Here is a 15,676-nt window from a genome sequence, read left to right as displayed (position 1 = left end):
GATTTTTACTGCGATCCTTCACCTGGTGAACAACGAATGCGCTTTATCCTGAGAAGTCGTGCGGCATACTTGTGGCACGACAGGAGCGGGATGCATTATGTTGACATGGATTTTACTGGCAAGAATCGCCGCGATCACGACGTTACCCTTACTGGTGTTACCCGGGCTTCCTTCCCCTTTCACCATATTGGTGCTGCTGTTGAGTGGTGTCTGCGTGATTGCCTTGTCTCATCGCAGGATCCGCATCGCCGGCGTGGCGCTCCTGTTCACGGCCTGGGGGCTTTTTAATGCACAATCACTGGTAAAAGACACCGAAATGATGATTGCTGCCCCGGGGAAGTTTGATGTGCAAATTGAGGACGTCCATCAGACGCATTCGCGCATCAGAGTCAGATTGCTAAAAGTGGACGATCACATTCTCTTTCCGCCGCGCTTTGCGTGGCTTTCGTTGCCGGATAACGCCAGTGAGTATTGCCCCGGTCAGCGTGGAAAGATGATGCTCAGGCTGAGAGCGGTGCATGCCAGGCTCAACGAAGGGGCGTTTGATGCGCAGCGCTTCGCCATGGCGAATCATGCACCCGTGCAGGGCCGTATTGTTTCCCAGACCATCACGCACGCCTCCTGCAGCGTGCGCTGGCGATTTATCACTCACCATCGTCAGCAAAACGGCCACTTGCCTGCCTCAGCCACGCTTGAAGCGTTAGCCTTTGGCATCCGGGACAACCTCAGCGAGGCGACCCGACAGCTGTTAAGGGAGACCGGTACCGCGCACCTTATGGCAATTTCAGGCATGCACATTGCTTTGGCAGCAGGGACAGGGTGGTTACTGGCACGAGGAAGCCAGATTCTGTTTCCGGCCCGCGCTGTCAGCTATCTGTATCCTGTCATTATGGGCTGGCTTTTTGCCGCGCTGTATACCTGGCTTTCCGGGGCGCATGCACCTGCGCAGCGGGCATTACTGGCACTGACACTTTGGGCTGTAACACGTTTCGTTGGCGTGCAGTTGAGTAGCTGGCAAGTCTGGACGCTGTGTGTGGGTTTACTGCTTGCCGTCGATCCGCTTACGGTACTCTCTGACAGCTTCTGGCTTTCTGTGTTGGCGGTGGGCATGCTGTTGATCTGGTACCACTGGTTCCCACTGGCGGCGCGCTTTCGGCACGCACGCCGCTGGTTACCGATACAGCTTCTCCACCTGCAGTCAGGCATGATGATTTTGATGCTGCCGTTACAGGCGGGCTTGTTCAACGGCATTAGTATAACGGCGCTGATAGCCAATCTGCTGGCCATCCCGGTGGTGTCATTTGTCACGGTGCCGTTAATACTGGTTGCGATGCTGCTACCGGTGCCGGCACTCTCCACCTGGTTTTGGCTGGCGGCAGATGGCTCTCTTCGTTTTCTGTTAACCAGCCTGGCGCTGTTGCCGCCGGGCTGGTGGCCATTGCAGGGGGCAGCCTTTTTTATGCTCATGGTGTGGGGCGGCTTGCTGGTCTGGCGCACTGGTGCACTGTTCAGCCTGCCGTGGAGCTGCAGCGCTATCGCACTGGCCATGGTGTTTTCCCGCCACTATAAACCGGAAAGGGAATGGCGCATTGATATGCTGGATGTCGGGCATGGCTTGAGCGTGGTCATCAGTCAGGGCCGTGAGGCCGTGTTGTACGATACGGGGCCACGCTGGCAACACAGTGATGCAGGAACACGCGTGATTACGCCCTGGTTACAACATAAAGGTCTGGTACTGCAGGAGGTTATCCTGAGCCACAGACATCTCGATCATACCGGCGGGCTCGCTGCCATTCTGCAACGCTGGCCTGGGATAAAGGTGCGCAGCAGCCTGGAGGGAACGCACCATTTGGCCTGCGTTCGGGGAGCAACATGGCGTTGGAAGCAGCTAAATTTCAGCGTGCTCTGGCCACTCAGTTCACCCAATAAAGGTGAAAATAACGACTCCTGCGTGGTGAGCGTTGATGACGGAAATGTCCGGCTGTTGCTGACCGGCGATCTGGAAAAACTGGCTGAGCAGCAGTTGGTCAGGCTGGAGAAGCAGCAGCTAAAAGCCGATATTTTGCAGGTTCCCCATCATGGCAGCCGCACGTCATCCTCCCGATTACTGCTTCGTAGCGTGGCCGGACACACCGCGATTGCCTCTCTGGCGCGCTACAATGCATGGCGAATGCCGGCTAAACCTGTAGTACGTAATTACCATGAATATGGCTATAACTGGCTCGATACAGGGCAATCTGGACAGATAAGCATCAGAGTTGGTAAAGGTAAAATGCAGGTTTTTACCCTCAGAGAACAATTAATGCCCCGTTGGTATCATCAGTGGTTTGGCGTCAAACGCGAATCCAGGTAGAATGGCCGGCTATTTCCAACAACGTGAATAAATAATGCATCAAGATAAAGATCTCTCAACGTGGCAGACATTCCGTCGACTCTGGCCGATGATCGCACCCAACAAAGCTGGCTTAATTGTGGCGGCTACGGCCCTGATTATTAATGCCGCAGGCGATACGTTAATGCTCTCCCTGTTGAAGCCTTTGCTGGATGACGGCTTTGGTAAAGCGGACAGGTCCGTGATGCTGTGGATGCCGTTGGCAGTTATTGGCTTGATGCTGGTTCGCGGCGTAAGTAGCTATATTTCCAGCTACTGCATTTCCTGGGTATCCGGGAATGTGGTCATGAACATGCGTCGGCGTCTGTTCAGTCATATGATGGGCATGCCGGTGGCCTTCTTCGATCAGCAGTCTACGGGTACGCTCCTCTCGCGTATCACCTATGACTCGGAGCAGGTTGCATCGTCTTCATCAGGCGCACTGGTCACGGTCGTGCGCGAAGGCGCGTCCATCATCGGCCTGTTTATCATGATGTTCTATTACAGCTGGCAGCTGTCGCTGATTCTCATCGTGCTCGCCCCCATTGTTTCCTTTGCCATTCGTATGGTGTCGAAGCGTTTCCGCAACATCAGCAAATCCATGCAAAACACCATGGGGCAGGTGACAACCAGTGCCGAGCAGATGCTGAAAGGGCATAAAGAAGTGCTGATTTTTGGCGGACAGGAAATCGAATCGGCGCGTTTTGCCAAGGTCAGCAACCGTATGCGCCAGCAGGGTATGAAGCTGGTGTCAGCGTCCTCGATCTCCGATCCGGTTATTCAGCTGATTGCCTCGCTGGCGCTGGCGTTTGTGCTTTATGCGGCGAGTTTCCCCAGCGTGATGGATACCTTGACCGCCGGTACGATCACTGTGGTGTTCTCATCCATGATTGCGCTGATGCGCCCGCTGAAGTCACTGACCAACGTGAATGCTCAGTTCCAGCGTGGTATGGCGGCCTGCCAGACGCTGTTCTCCATTCTGGACAGCGAGCAGGAAATTGACAACGGTAAGCGTGAAATTACCCGCGCAAAAGGGGATGTCGAGTTCCGTAATGTGACATTTACCTATCCGGGCCGTGAAACGCCTGCCTTGAAAGACATTAATCTGGCGCTGCCGGCAGGCAAAACGGTAGCCCTGGTGGGGCGTTCAGGCTCGGGTAAATCGACCATGGCAAGCCTGCTGACCCGTTTTTATGATATTCAGCAGGGCAACATTTTGCTGGATGGCTACGATTTGCGCGAGTACACCTTATCGTCATTGCGTAATCAGGTCGCGCTGGTGTCGCAAAATGTGCACCTGTTTAATGATACCGTCGCCAATAACATTGCCTATGCGCGCAGCGAGCAGTACAGCCGTGAGGAGATTGAAAAAGCGGCGACCATGGCTCATGCCATGGATTTTATCAATAAAATGGATAAAGGGCTGGATACGGTTATCGGCGAAAACGGCGTCCTGTTGTCTGGCGGTCAGCGTCAACGTATCGCCATTGCGCGTGCGTTACTGCGCGACTGTCCTATCCTGATTCTTGACGAGGCCACTTCGGCGCTGGATACGGAATCTGAGCGTGCTATTCAGTCAGCCCTGGATGAGTTGCAGAAAAACCGTACTTCCCTGGTGATTGCACACCGCCTGTCGACTATCGAAAAAGCGGATGAAATTGTGGTCGTGGAAGAGGGCAAAATTATCGAGCGCGGCACGCATGCCGTGCTCCTTGCGGAAAAAGGCGCCTATGCCCAACTTCATAAAATGCAATTTGGCCAATGATTGAGCGCATCTGGAGCGGGCGATCGCCTTTATGGGTACTGTTATGGCCACTTAGTGTGCTATACGGGGCGATTACGGCATTGATCCGCTTCAGTTTTCAACGCGGCTGGCGCAAAAGCTGGCGTGCGCCCGTGCCTGTCGTGGTGGTCGGGAATTTAACCGCAGGCGGGAACGGCAAAACGCCGGTGGTGATTTGGCTGGTAGAGGCCCTGCAACAACGCGGCCTGCGTGTTGGCGTGATTTCACGAGGCTATGGCGGTAAAGCAGACCATTATCCATTGCAGGTCACTGCCGCAACCGCCACTGAACAGGCGGGTGACGAACCCGTTCTGATCGCCCAGCGCACGGCTGCGCCCGTGGCCGTTGCGCCGCGCCGCCGTGAGGCCATTGACCTTCTCCTGAAGCATCACGAGCTGGATCTGATTGTGACTGACGATGGTCTGCAGCATTACGCCTTGCAGCGCGATCGGGAGATTGTCGTGGTGGATGGCGTGCGCCGTTTCGGCAACGGCTGGTGGTTACCTGCTGGCCCAATGCGCGAACGCGCTTCACGTCTCAAAACGGTGGATGCCGTTATCGTCAACGGCGGCGAACCGCAGGCAGGTGAAATTGCGATGCAACTGCGCCCGGGCAAGGCGACGCATCTGCTGAGCGGCGAACAACGCCCGCTCAGCACCTTTCATAACGTTGTTGCTATGGCGGGAATTGGTCATCCGCCACGCTTCTTTAATACCTTAAAGCAGCAAGGGTTAACGCCTGTAGCGGAAATCGCTTTTGCCGACCACCATGCTTACAGCGAAGAAGAACTTTCACGTCTGCTGCAGCCTGAGCAGATGCTGTTGATGACCGAAAAAGATGCGGTAAAGTGCCGGGCATTCGCACAACCCTCGTGGTGGTATCTGCCGGTTGATGCACAACTGCACGCCGAGGCAGCCACCTTGCTGTTAGAGGATATAGAAAACCTTTGCTGTACGTCTGCACACCGGGCAAAGTACTAACCTCCCCATCTGATAAGGAAGAGAATGAGCATACATTCACTTTCGCGACAGCAGGCACGTAACATCCACCTCGCAGCTCAGGGGCTGCTCCGTCCGGCAGCCCGCCGGGCGCGTCAGCAGGACATTCCAGACTGTATTACCCGAATGGCCTTACTACAAATCGACACCATCAATGTGGTTGCCCGAAGCCCTTATCTGGTGCTGTTTAGTCGTTTAGGGGATTACCCTCAATCCTGGCTGGATACATCCCTGGCTCAGGGGGACATTTTTGAGTACTGGGCCCACGAAGCCTGCTTTATTCCGCGCAACGATTACAAATTACTGCGACATCGCATGCTCTCGCCCGAACGCCTGGGCTGGAAATACAGTGCGCAATGGGCTGCCGAGTATCAGCAGGAGATGGCCGATTTACTGACCTACATCCGCGATAACGGCCCCGTCAGATCGGCCGATTTTGCCACCGAAAAAAATCATAAACCGGGATGGTGGGCGTGGAAACCGCACAAGCGACATCTCGAAAATCTGTTTAGCGCAGGTGAATTGATGGTAGCAGAGCGCCGAAATTTTCAGCGAGTCTACGATTTACGCGCCCGGGTGATGCCGGACTGGCAGGATGCGATCCACGCGATCGGCGAGGATGAAGCGATCCGATTGATGTTGATGAACAGTGCGCGCAGCCTGGGGATTTTTCGCAGTGAATGGCTGGCCGATTATTACCGACTGAAACAGGCACCGATCAAAGCCTTTATCCAATCGGCGCAGGCTGCGGGAGACATTATTCCGGTCGAGGTCAAGGAAATGGGCGCGATGTGGCTGCACCAGAGCGCGCTGCCCGGATTAACGACGCCTTTGAAAGCGACGCATACCGCGCTGTTATCCCCATTTGATCCCGTAGTCTGGGATCGAAAGCGGGCGCGAGAACTGTTTGACTTTGACTACCGTATCGAATGCTACACGCCTGCCGAAAAGCGCAGGTACGGTTACTTCGTTTTACCTTTGCTGCATCGTGGTCAGCTTAAAGCCCGGCTGGATGCACGAATGATTCGCGCGTCACGTCAGTTGGAGATCAAAAATATCTGGCTGGAGCACGACGTCTCTGTCACCACCTCCTTTCTCCAGGATGCACAACGGGCAATTACCCGTTTCGCGCGCTGGCAGGGTGCAGAGACGGTCGTGTTACAGCAGGCTCCTCCGGCGTTACTGGCACACTGGTCGCGGTTATGGTCTCTGGATAATTCGTGATGCCACAACCGGTGTGGTTTACCCGCTCTTATCAACGCTGTGATATGCTTTAGCGCTTACGCTATCGGTCCGTGATGGAGGATATATGGATCACCGTTTACTCGAAATCGTTGCCTGCCCGGTTTGCAATGGCAAGCTGTATTACAACAACGAACAGCAAGAACTGATCTGCAAGCCCGATGCACTGGCTTTTCCGGTGCGCGATGGCATTCCGGTCCTGTTGGAAAACGAAGCCCGTACGTTGTCGGTTGAAGAGATCCATCCATGAGTTTTATTGCCATCATTCCTGCTCGTTATGCCTCAACCCGTCTACCCGGTAAACCCTTGGTCGATATTCATGGCAAGCCGATGGTGGTACATGTGATGGAACGCGCGCGCGAATCCGGTGCCAGCCGGGTTATCGTGGCGACCGATCACCCGGATGTGGCCAGCGCAGTGGAAGCGTCGGGAGGCGAAGTCTGCATGACGCGCGCCGATCATCATTCAGGCACAGAACGCCTTGCCGAAGTGATTGAGAAGTATCAGTTCGCAGACGATCAAATTATCGTCAATGTTCAGGGCGATGAGCCTATGATCCCGGCCGAAATCGTGCACCAGGTGGCGAATAATCTGGCGCAGTCTGAGGCCGGTATGGCGACGCTGGCCGTGCCCATTACCGATGCAGAAGAAGCCTTTAATCCTAACGCCGTGAAAGTCGTTATGGATGCCAAAGGCTATGCGCTGTATTTTTCTCGTGCGACCATTCCCTGGGACCGCGAGCGCTATGCGGAATCACGCGATCGCATCGGCGATACGCTGCTCCGGCACATTGGCATTTACGCCTACCGGGCAGGCTTTATTCGCCGTTACATCGACTGGGCACCTTGTCCCCTTGAGCAGATTGAATTACTCGAGCAGCTCCGGGTGCTGTGGTACGGCGAAAAGATTCACGTGGCGGTAGCAAAAACGGTGCCGGGCGTTGGGGTCGATACGCCAGAGGACCTGATTCGTGTGCGTGCTGCCATGCGCGGCTGAGGTCATCCGTCAGGTTCAGGGCGTGACTACGGCTCTCCGCTCTTCTGATTACCCGATTGAAGGATGCGCGCGGCGTCGTGCGCATCCTTCAACGCTGTTACGAAGCGGGTGTTTCGGCGGGGGGATTAATGCGTTGCAATGCACTGCCGAGCGTTTCATAGATGGCGCGTTCGCTGTGGCCCATCCACAGCGGAGAAGGAAAAGCCCGCTCCCACCAGTTGAGCGGGGAGGTAATTGCCAACTGGTTCGCCGGTGCGGCAATCGGGTTAAGCCCTGCCTGCTGGAAGAAACGCATGGCACGCGGCATATGATTCGCTGATGTGACCAGCAAAAAGGAATGATGCCCGATCACTGCGCTGACCGCCCGCGCTTCCTGCTCAGTATCCTTGGGTTGATCCAGAATATGAATATGAGCGTCAGGTACGCCAAGGCTTTCGGCGACCTGTGCGGCCACCCACGCATTACTTTTGGGATTGTGCCCTGCAGCAGCACCGGTAAAGACCATCGTTGCCTGCGGGTTACGCAGCCACTGACGCACGCCCTCTGTCACGCGAGGCAAACTGTTATTCAACAAGTTTGAGCTGGGTGCCCAGGCAGGATTGTAGGTATAGCCTCCACCCAGTACCACGATGTAATCCACTTTCTGGCTACCATTCCATGTTGAATAGTGCGACTCCACCGGCAATAACAGGCGGTCTGCCACAGGCTGTAGGCTAATCAGTAATATTATCAGCCAGCTCACCGAGATGAGTATTTTGCCGCTTTTCTGCCAGCGGCTGAACCAAAGCAGTAAAATGCCTGCCGCCATCAGTAAAAGCAGAAAAGGCAAGGGCAGCAACAGGTTACCGACGGCCTTTTTCAGCATAAAAACCATGTAAAAAACCTCTTGTTGTCCGAAAAAACAGCAGCCAGAGCGCAAGAATGGTATCAAAGCTTCATTCTTACCGTACCTGTGACAAAATAGCATATGTTTCACCGCAGCATACCGGAGCCCACGCCATGCAGGATCGTAACTTTGACGATCTCGCGGATAAATTTTCGCAAAACATTTACGGCACAACCAAAGGCCTGGTGCGTCAGGCCATCTTATGGGATGAGCTGGAAACGATTCTTCCCAGCCTGTCATCCTCCGCGCTGAACGTACTGGATGCGGGCGGCGGCATCGGTCAGATGTCCAGCGGGCTGGCTGGGCGGGGCCACCAGATACTGCTGTGCGATCTTTCCGGAGAGATGTTACGCCGTGCCCAGGAAAATGCGGATGCGCTGGGTGTGAGCCACAACATGCAATTCAAACAAATTAGCGCGCAGCAGGTCGGTGAACATTTGGATAAGCCGGTGGATCTGGTATTGTTTCACGCTGTGCTTGAGTGGGTTGCGGAACCTGAAGCGGTGTTAAAAGCCTTGTTTGATACACTGCGCCCCGGCGGCGTGCTGTCGTTGATGTTTTACAACCTGCATGGGTTAACATTACGCACCCTGACGCTGGGCAACTTTGGTTATCTGCGCACTAACTTGACCAAACGCAAGAAGCGCACGCTGTCACCGGACTATCCCCGCGATCCCGATGACGTGTATCGTTGGCTGGAGAACTGTGGTTTTCAGATTGAACGGCGTGCCGGGATTCGCGTATTTAGCGATTATATGAAGCCGCCTAAAGGCGAGCCAAAGAGCGACGACGAAATTATTGAGATGGAGCGGCGCTTTTGCCGCCAGGAACCCTTTTTAAGCTTAGGGCGTTACATCCACGTGACCGCGCGCAAACCCGGGCAGAAGGACGAATTATGAGTGAATTTTCCCAGACGGTACCGGAGCTGGTATCCTGGGCGCGCAAGAATGACTTCTCGCTTGCGCTGCCAGTTGAACGTCTGGCTTTTTTGCTGGCCATCGCCACGCTAAATGGCGAACGCATGGACGGTGAAATGAGCGAAGGTGACCTGATTGATGCGTTTCGTCACGTCAGCAAAGCCTTTGAGCAAACCAGTGAAACGGTGTTGGTACGCGCCAACAACGCCATCAACGATATGGTGCGCCAGCGCCTGTTAAACCGCTTTACCAGTGAGTTAACCGAGGGCAATGCGATTTATCGCCTGACCCCGTTGGCCATTGGCATCACTGATTACTATATTCGCCAGCGGGAATTCTCCACGCTGCGCCTGTCAATGCAGCTTTCTATCGTGGCGGCGGAGCTGAAGCGCGCCGCGGATGCGGCTCAGGAAAACGGCGATGAATTTCACTGGCACCGCAACGTGTTCGCGCCGCTGAAATATTCGGTGGCCGAAATTTTCGACAGTATCGATATGACGCAGCGCCTGATGGATGAGCAACAGCAGGCGGTTAAGACGGACATTGCCGAACTGCTGAACAAAGACTGGCGAGCCGCGATTTCGAGCTGTGAAATGTTGCTGTCGGAAACCTCAGGTACGCTGCGTGAACTGCAGGATACGCTGGAGGCAGCGGGCGATAAGCTGCAGGAAAATCTGCTGCGCATTCAGGATGCCACGCTGGACAGCCCGGATCTGGGTTTTGTCGACAAACTGGTTTTCGATTTGCAAAGCAAACTCGATCGCATTACCAGTTGGGGGCAACAGGCCATCGATCTCTGGATTGGCTACGATCGCCACGTGCACAAATTCATTCGTACCGCCATCGATATGGACAAAAACCGCGTTTTCGCCCAGCGTTTGCGTGTTTCTGTGCAGAACTATTTTGATGCGCCCTGGGCGCTCACCTATGCCAACGCCGAACGTCTGTACGATATGCGTGACGACGAACTGACGCTGCGCAATGACGAAGTTATGGGCGAATTGCCGGCCGAGCTGGAGTTTGAAGAATTCAATGAAATTCGCGAGCAGCTGGCGGCCATGATTGAAGAAGCCTTAGAGATTTATAAAACGCAGCAAAAACCGCTCAACCTCGCCGCTGTGATGCGCGACTATCTGGCTCAATATCCACGCGCGCGTCACTTTGACCTGGCGCGTATTGTGGTGGATCAGGCCGTGCGGCTCGGCGTAGCGGAAGCCGATTTAGCCGGCTTGCCTGTGGAATGGCAAGCCATTAATGATTACGGAGCCAAGGTGCAGGCACATGTCATCGACAAATATTGAACAAGTGATGCCGGTTAAACTGGCACAGGCACTGGCAAATCCGATTTTTCCGGCGCTGGACAGCCAGTTACGCGCCGGACGCCACATTGGTATCGAAGAGCTGGACAATCACGCTTTTCTGATGGATTACCAGCAGTATCTGGAAGAGTTTTACACCCGCTACAACGTTGAGCTGATTCGCGCGCCAGAGGGATTCTTCTATCTGCGTCCGCGTTCAACCACGCTCATTCCCCGTTCTGTCCTGTCTGAGCTGGATATGATGGTCGGTAAAATCCTTTGCTATCTCTATCTCAGCCCGGAACGCCTGGCGAATGAAGGCATTTTTACCCAGCAGGAACTTTATGACGAGCTGCTGTCTCTGGCGGATGAAAGTAAACTGCTGAAACTGGTTAACCAGCGCTCAACCGGCTCGGATCTCGATCGCGCCAAGCTGCAGGAAAAAATGCGTGCGTCTTTAAGCCGCCTGCGCCGTCTTGGCATGGTGTGGTTTTTTGGCAACGACAGCAGCAAGTTCCGTATTATCGAGTCCGTTTTTCGCTTCGGCGCCGATGTGCGCAGCGGTGACGATCCGCGGGAAGCGCAGCTGCGCCTGATTCGTGACGGTGAGGCAATGTTGCTGGATAACGCCACGGCCACGACTGAGGCTGATGACAGTGATGAGAATGACAGCGATGCGGGTGATATCGCGGAGGAAGAACAGGCATGATTGAACGCGGCAAATTTCGTTCGCTAACGCTGATCAACTGGAACGGTTTTTTTGCCCGAACCTTTGATCTCGATGAACTGGTCACCACGCTGTCGGGCGGTAACGGGGCAGGCAAGTCAACCACCATGGCGGCCTTTGTAACGGCGCTGATCCCTGACTTAACGCTGCTGCACTTCCGTAACACGACCGAAGCGGGTGCGACCTCAGGCTCACGTGATAAAGGCCTGCACGGTAAACTCCGTGCCGGTGTTTGCTATGCCATGCTGGACGTCGTCAATTCACGTCACCAACGCGTGGTGGCGGGCGTCAGACTGCAGCAGATCGCCGGACGCGATAAGAAAGTCGATATCAAACCTTTCAGTATTCATGGTTTACCTACAGATACGCTGCCTACTGATATGCTGACGGAAATCCTCAACAGCCGTCAGGCGCGCGTGTTACCGCTTAATGAGGTAAAAGAACGCGTTGAGGCGCTGGAAGGCGTGCAGTTCCGTCAGTACAGCTCGGTCACCGACTATCACGCCATGATGTTTGATCTCGGCGTTGTCCCGCGTCGTCTGCGTTCGGCCAGCGATCGCAGCAAGTTTTACCGCCTGATTGAAGCCTCTCTTTACGGCGGTATCTCCAGTGCGATTACCCGCTCGCTACGTGATTATCTGTTGCCGGAAAACAGCGGCGTGCGTAAAGCCTTTCAGGACATGGAAGCGGCGCTGCGCGAGAACCGTATGACGCTGGAAGCGATCCGCGTCACCCAGTCGGATCGTGACCTATTTAAGCACCTTATTTCTGAGGCCACCAGCTATGTGTCGGCGGATTATATGCGTCATGCCAACGAGCGACGCATCCACCTCGACAGCGCCTTACAGCTGCGCAATGAGCTGCTCAGCGGTCGCAAACAGCTGGCTTCTGAACAGTACCGCCATGTAGAGATGGCGCGCGAGCTGGCCGAACATAGCGGGGCGGAAAACGATCTCGAAGTCGATTATCAGGCGGCGAGCGATCACCTGAATCTGGTGCAGACGGCGATGCGCCAGCAGGAAAAAATTACGCGCTATGACAGCGATATTGAAGATCTTACGATCCGTCTGGAAGAGCAGAGCGAAGTCGTTGCTGAAGCGCGCGAAATCCAGGAAGAAAATGAGGCCCGTGCCGAAGCCGCAGAACTGGAAGTGGATGAGCTGAAGAGCCAGTTGGCCGATTTTCAGCAGGCGCTGGATGTGCAGCAAACCCGTGCTATTCAGTATCAACAGGCATTACAGGCGCTGGAACGCGCCCGCACGCTTTGTCAGTTGCCAGACTTAACCATCGATAATGCCGCCGAATGGCAGGCCAGTTTCCAGGCCAAAGAAGAAGAAGCCACCGGGCAACTGCTGAATCTGGAGCAGAAGCTGAGCGTAGCAGAAGCCGCCCACAGCCAGTTTGAACAGGCGTTATCACTGGTCACCAGCATTGCCGGTGAGGTTAGCCGCAAAGAAGCCTGGCAGGTCGGGCGCGATCTGCTGCGCGATGCCAGCAATCAACGTCACCATGCCGATCAGCTTTCCTCCCTGCGCCTGCGCCTGAATGAACTCGAACAGCGCCTACGTGAGCAGCAGGAAGCCGAGCGTCTGCTGGCAGAGTTCTGTAAACGTCAGGGGCAGCACTACGATCCTGACGCGCTGGAAGGCCTTCAGCGTGAGCTTGAAGCGCAAATCGAGCAGCTGGACAGCAGCGTGGCAGACGCGGGCGAACAGCGCATGATGATGCGTCAGGAACTTGAGCAACTGCGCGAACGTATCACCGCGCTGACCGCGCGCGCGCCGCACTGGCTGGCCGCGCAAGAAATCCTGACTCAGCTCAGTGAGCAAACCGGTCAGGACCTGGCCAACAGCCAGGATGTGACGGAATACATGCAGCAGCTGCTGGAGCGCGAGCGTGAAACCACCGTTGAGCGTGACGAAGTAGCAGCCCGCAAGCGTGAAATTGAGCAGCAGATTGAACGCCTCAGCCAACCGGGCGGTGCCGAAGATCCTCGCCTGAATCAGCTGGCTGAGCGATTTGGCGGCGTACTGTTGTCGGAAATTTATGATGACGTAACGCTGGACGATGCGCCTTACTTTTCTGCCTTGTACGGCCCATCGCGCCACGCCATTGTCGTACCCGATCTGTCGCTGGTGCGCGAGCAACTCGATGGCTTAGAAGAGTGCCCGGAAGATCTGTACCTGATCGAAGGGGATCCGCAGTCGTTTGATGACAGCGTGTTTAGCGTAGACGAGCTCCAGAACGCCGTCGTGGTAAAAGTCGCCGAGCGTCAGTGGCGCTATTCCCGCTTCCCGAAAATCCCGCTGTTTGGTCGGGCGGCGCGCGAAAACCAGCTTGAATTACTCAATAACGAGCGCGACCGGCTGGCGGAACGTTACGCCACCTTGTCGTTTGACGTACAAAAGACGCAACGTCTGCATCAGTCATTTAGTCGCTTTATCGGCAGCCATCTTGCGGTGGCCTTTGATGATGACCCAGAAGCGCAAATCCGTCAGCTCGGCGCCCGTCGCGGTGAGCTGGAACGTGCGCTCAATCAGCATGAAAGTAATAATCAGCAACAGCGTCAGCAGTATGAACTGGCCAAAGAGGGCGTTGCACAGCTTAATCGCCTGCTGCCGCGCATCAGTCTGCTGCGGGATGAGACGCTGGCGGATCGCTGTGAGGAGATTCGCGAGCAGGTTGAAGAGGCACAGGAGGCCGCGCGTTTCCTCCATTTACATGGCGCAAAACTGGCCAGACTGGAGCCGATGCTTGCGGTACTGCAAAGCGATCCTGAACAGCATGAGCAGTTGCAGGCGGATTACCAGCAGGCGCAGCAACAGCAACGTAACGCGCGTCAGCAGGCGTTTGCTCTGACCGAAGTGGTGCAGCGCCGTGCGCATTTCGGCTATGACGACTCTGCCAGCATGCTGGGCGGCAACAACGATCTCAGCGACAAACTGCGTCAAAGGCTGGAGCAGGCAGAAGCCGAGCGCAGCCGCTGTCGTGAGCGTTTGCGCGCCCATCAGTCGCAGCTGACGCAATATTCTCAGGTGCTGGCATCGCTTAAAAGCGCCTACGATGCCAAGCGCGATATGCTGAAAGAGCTGCAGCAGGAAATGCAGGATATCGGTGTTCAGGCCGATGCCAGCGCGGAAGAACGCGCGCGTATCCGCCGGGATGAACTTTATACGGCGTTAAGTCACAACCGCGCCCGCCGTAATCAGCTGGAGAAACAGCTCACTTTCTGCGAAGCAGAAATGGACAACCTGCAGAAAAAACTGCGCCAGCTTGAACGTAACTATCACCAGAACCGTGAACAGGTGGTGAGTGCTAAGGCGGGCTGGTGCCTGGTGCTGCGTCTGGTGAAAGATAACGGTGTTGAACGTCGTCTGCATCGTCGTGAACTGGCTTATCTCAGTGGCGATGAACTGCGTTCCATGTCGGATAAGGCACTGGGCGCACTGCGCCTGGCGGTGGCCGATAACGAACATCTGCGCGATGTGCTGCGTTTGTCTGAAGATCCGAAACGCCCGGAACGTAAGATTCAGTTTTTTATCGCCGTGTATCAACATCTGCGCGAACGTATCCGCCAGGATATCATTCGCACGGACGATCCGGTTGAAGCCATCGAGCAGATGGAGATTGAACTCAATCGACTGACGGAAGAGCTGACGGCCCGTGAGCAGACCCTGGCTATCAGTTCACGCAGCGTCGCGAATATTATTCGTAAAACGATTCAGCGTGAACAGAACCGTATCCGCCAGCTGAATCAGGGGCTGCAAACCGTAAGCTTTGGTCAGGTGCGCAGCGTCCGGCTAAACGTCAACGTGCGCGAAACGCATGCCATGCTGCTGGACACCTTGTCTGAAGAGCACGAACAGCATCAAGATCTGTTTAACAGCAACCGACTCACGTTCTCGGAAGCGCTGGCTAAACTCTACCAGCGTCTGAATCCGCATATTGATATGGGGCAGCGTACACCACAAACCATCGGTGAAGAGCTACTGGATTACCGTAACTACCTTGAGATGGAAGTCGAGGTCAACCGGGGTTCAGATGGCTGGTTGCGTGCCGAAAGTGGTGCGCTTTCCACCGGTGAGGCCATTGGTACGGGGATGTCAATTCTGGTCATGGTGGTGCAGAGCTGGGAAGAGGAATCACGTCGCCTGCGCGGTAAAGATATTTCGCCTTGCCGTCTGCTGTTCCTGGATGAAGCCGCACGTCTGGATGCGCGCTCAATCGCGACCCTGTTTGAACTCTGTGAGCGACTGGAGATGCAGCTGGTGATCGCGGCGCCAGAAAATATCAGTCCGGAGAAGGGCACCACCTATAAACTGATGCGTAAAGTGTTTAACAACACCGAGCACGTTCACGTGGTAGGATTGCGGGGCTTCGCGGCCGATCCACTGCCCGTGAAACGCAGCAGCGAAGCCGATCCGGCGAGTGAAACCACGACATAATATTCACGATGCA

General features: G+C 55.3%; 11 protein-coding genes. 10 read left to right on the top strand and 1 reads right to left on the bottom strand.

Annotated elements, in window-relative coordinates:
* The first annotated feature begins 97 nt into the window (after positions 1–97).
* The 6 genes from P9J57_RS13580 to kdsB all read left to right on the top strand — a co-directional run bounded on the left by P9J57_RS13580 (position 98) and on the right by kdsB (position 7,390).
* Positions 98–2,353 (top strand): DNA internalization-related competence protein ComEC/Rec2, encoded by a 2,256-nt coding sequence (locus tag P9J57_RS13580; protein ID WP_483279261.1) that lies wholly within the window; start codon positions 98–100, stop codon positions 2,351–2,353.
* 34 nt (positions 2,354–2,387) lie between these two features.
* Positions 2,388–4,136, top strand: a complete 1,749-nt coding sequence (msbA, locus tag P9J57_RS13575) for a lipid A ABC transporter ATP-binding protein/permease MsbA (protein WP_013025243.1) — start codon at positions 2,388–2,390, stop codon at positions 4,134–4,136.
* On the top strand, positions 4,133–5,134 hold the full coding sequence (gene lpxK, locus P9J57_RS13570) for a tetraacyldisaccharide 4'-kinase (protein WP_019106191.1): 1,002 nt from the start codon (positions 4,133–4,135) through the stop codon (positions 5,132–5,134). Before msbA ends, lpxK begins: the two co-directional genes overlap by 4 nt.
* A gap of 24 nt (positions 5,135–5,158) precedes the next feature.
* A complete protein-coding gene (locus P9J57_RS13565; RefSeq protein ID WP_019106192.1) occupies positions 5,159–6,376 on the top strand; it encodes a winged helix-turn-helix domain-containing protein in 1,218 nt (405 codons plus the stop codon).
* A gap of 85 nt (positions 6,377–6,461) precedes the next feature.
* Complete coding sequence (locus P9J57_RS13560; protein ID WP_013025246.1) at positions 6,462–6,644, top strand: Trm112 family protein; 183 nt, start codon at positions 6,462–6,464, stop codon at positions 6,642–6,644.
* Positions 6,641–7,390 carry a 3-deoxy-manno-octulosonate cytidylyltransferase gene (gene kdsB, locus P9J57_RS13555; RefSeq protein WP_013025247.1) on the top strand — a complete coding sequence of 250 codons (750 nt, stop codon included), beginning with the start codon at positions 6,641–6,643 and terminating at the stop codon, positions 7,388–7,390. Before P9J57_RS13560 ends, kdsB begins: the two co-directional genes overlap by 4 nt.
* 97 nt (positions 7,391–7,487) lie before the next feature.
* On the opposite strand, the gene elyC is transcribed toward kdsB, so the two are convergent.
* Entirely contained in the window at positions 7,488–8,264 is a 777-nt protein-coding gene (gene elyC / locus P9J57_RS13550) for an envelope biogenesis factor ElyC (protein ID WP_019106193.1), read from the bottom strand.
* A gap of 125 nt (positions 8,265–8,389) precedes the next feature.
* Between elyC and cmoM the strand changes: the two genes are divergently transcribed.
* The 4 genes from cmoM to mukB are packed head-to-tail and all read left to right on the top strand — an operon-like array spanning position 8,390 to position 15,663.
* Positions 8,390–9,175: a tRNA uridine 5-oxyacetic acid(34) methyltransferase CmoM gene (gene cmoM / locus P9J57_RS13545; protein ID WP_014606189.1), complete on the top strand. Its 786-nt coding sequence runs from the start codon at positions 8,390–8,392 to the stop codon at positions 9,173–9,175.
* A complete protein-coding gene (gene mukF / locus P9J57_RS13540) occupies positions 9,172–10,494 on the top strand; it encodes a chromosome partition protein MukF (RefSeq protein WP_013025250.1) in 1,323 nt (440 codons plus the stop codon). Before cmoM ends, mukF begins: the two co-directional genes overlap by 4 nt.
* Positions 10,475–11,200 carry a chromosome partition protein MukE gene (mukE, locus tag P9J57_RS13535; protein WP_014606188.1) on the top strand — a complete coding sequence of 242 codons (726 nt, stop codon included), beginning with the start codon at positions 10,475–10,477 and terminating at the stop codon, positions 11,198–11,200. Before mukF ends, mukE begins: the two co-directional genes overlap by 20 nt.
* A complete protein-coding gene (gene mukB, locus P9J57_RS13530; RefSeq protein ID WP_483279260.1) occupies positions 11,197–15,663 on the top strand; it encodes a chromosome partition protein MukB in 4,467 nt (1,488 codons plus the stop codon). Before mukE ends, mukB begins: the two co-directional genes overlap by 4 nt.
* Positions 15,664–15,676 lie beyond the last annotated feature (13 nt).

Source organism: Pantoea sp. nfd-35 (assembly GCF_056892255.1).
This window is presented reverse-complemented; position numbering and strand designations above follow the sequence as displayed.

Excerpts from the sequence above, each read along its gene's own strand:
- P9J57_RS13580 (WP_483279261.1), top strand. The coding sequence starts at position 98 with ATGTTGACATGGATTTTACTGGCAAGAATCGCCGCGATCACGACGTTA.
- msbA (WP_013025243.1), top strand. The coding sequence starts at position 2,388 with ATGCATCAAGATAAAGATCTCTCAACGTGGCAGACATTCCGTCGACTC.
- lpxK (WP_019106191.1), top strand. The coding sequence starts at position 4,133 with ATGATTGAGCGCATCTGGAGCGGGCGATCGCCTTTATGGGTACTGTTA.
- P9J57_RS13565 (WP_019106192.1), top strand. The coding sequence starts at position 5,159 with ATGAGCATACATTCACTTTCGCGACAGCAGGCACGTAACATCCACCTC.
- P9J57_RS13560 (WP_013025246.1), top strand. The coding sequence starts at position 6,462 with ATGGATCACCGTTTACTCGAAATCGTTGCCTGCCCGGTTTGCAATGGC.
- kdsB (WP_013025247.1), top strand. The coding sequence starts at position 6,641 with ATGAGTTTTATTGCCATCATTCCTGCTCGTTATGCCTCAACCCGTCTA.
- elyC (WP_019106193.1), bottom strand. The coding sequence starts at position 8,264 with ATGGTTTTTATGCTGAAAAAGGCCGTCGGTAACCTGTTGCTGCCCTTG.
- cmoM (WP_014606189.1), top strand. The coding sequence starts at position 8,390 with ATGCAGGATCGTAACTTTGACGATCTCGCGGATAAATTTTCGCAAAAC.
- mukF (WP_013025250.1), top strand. The coding sequence starts at position 9,172 with ATGAGTGAATTTTCCCAGACGGTACCGGAGCTGGTATCCTGGGCGCGC.
- mukE (WP_014606188.1), top strand. The coding sequence starts at position 10,475 with ATGTCATCGACAAATATTGAACAAGTGATGCCGGTTAAACTGGCACAG.
- mukB (WP_483279260.1), top strand. The coding sequence starts at position 11,197 with ATGATTGAACGCGGCAAATTTCGTTCGCTAACGCTGATCAACTGGAAC.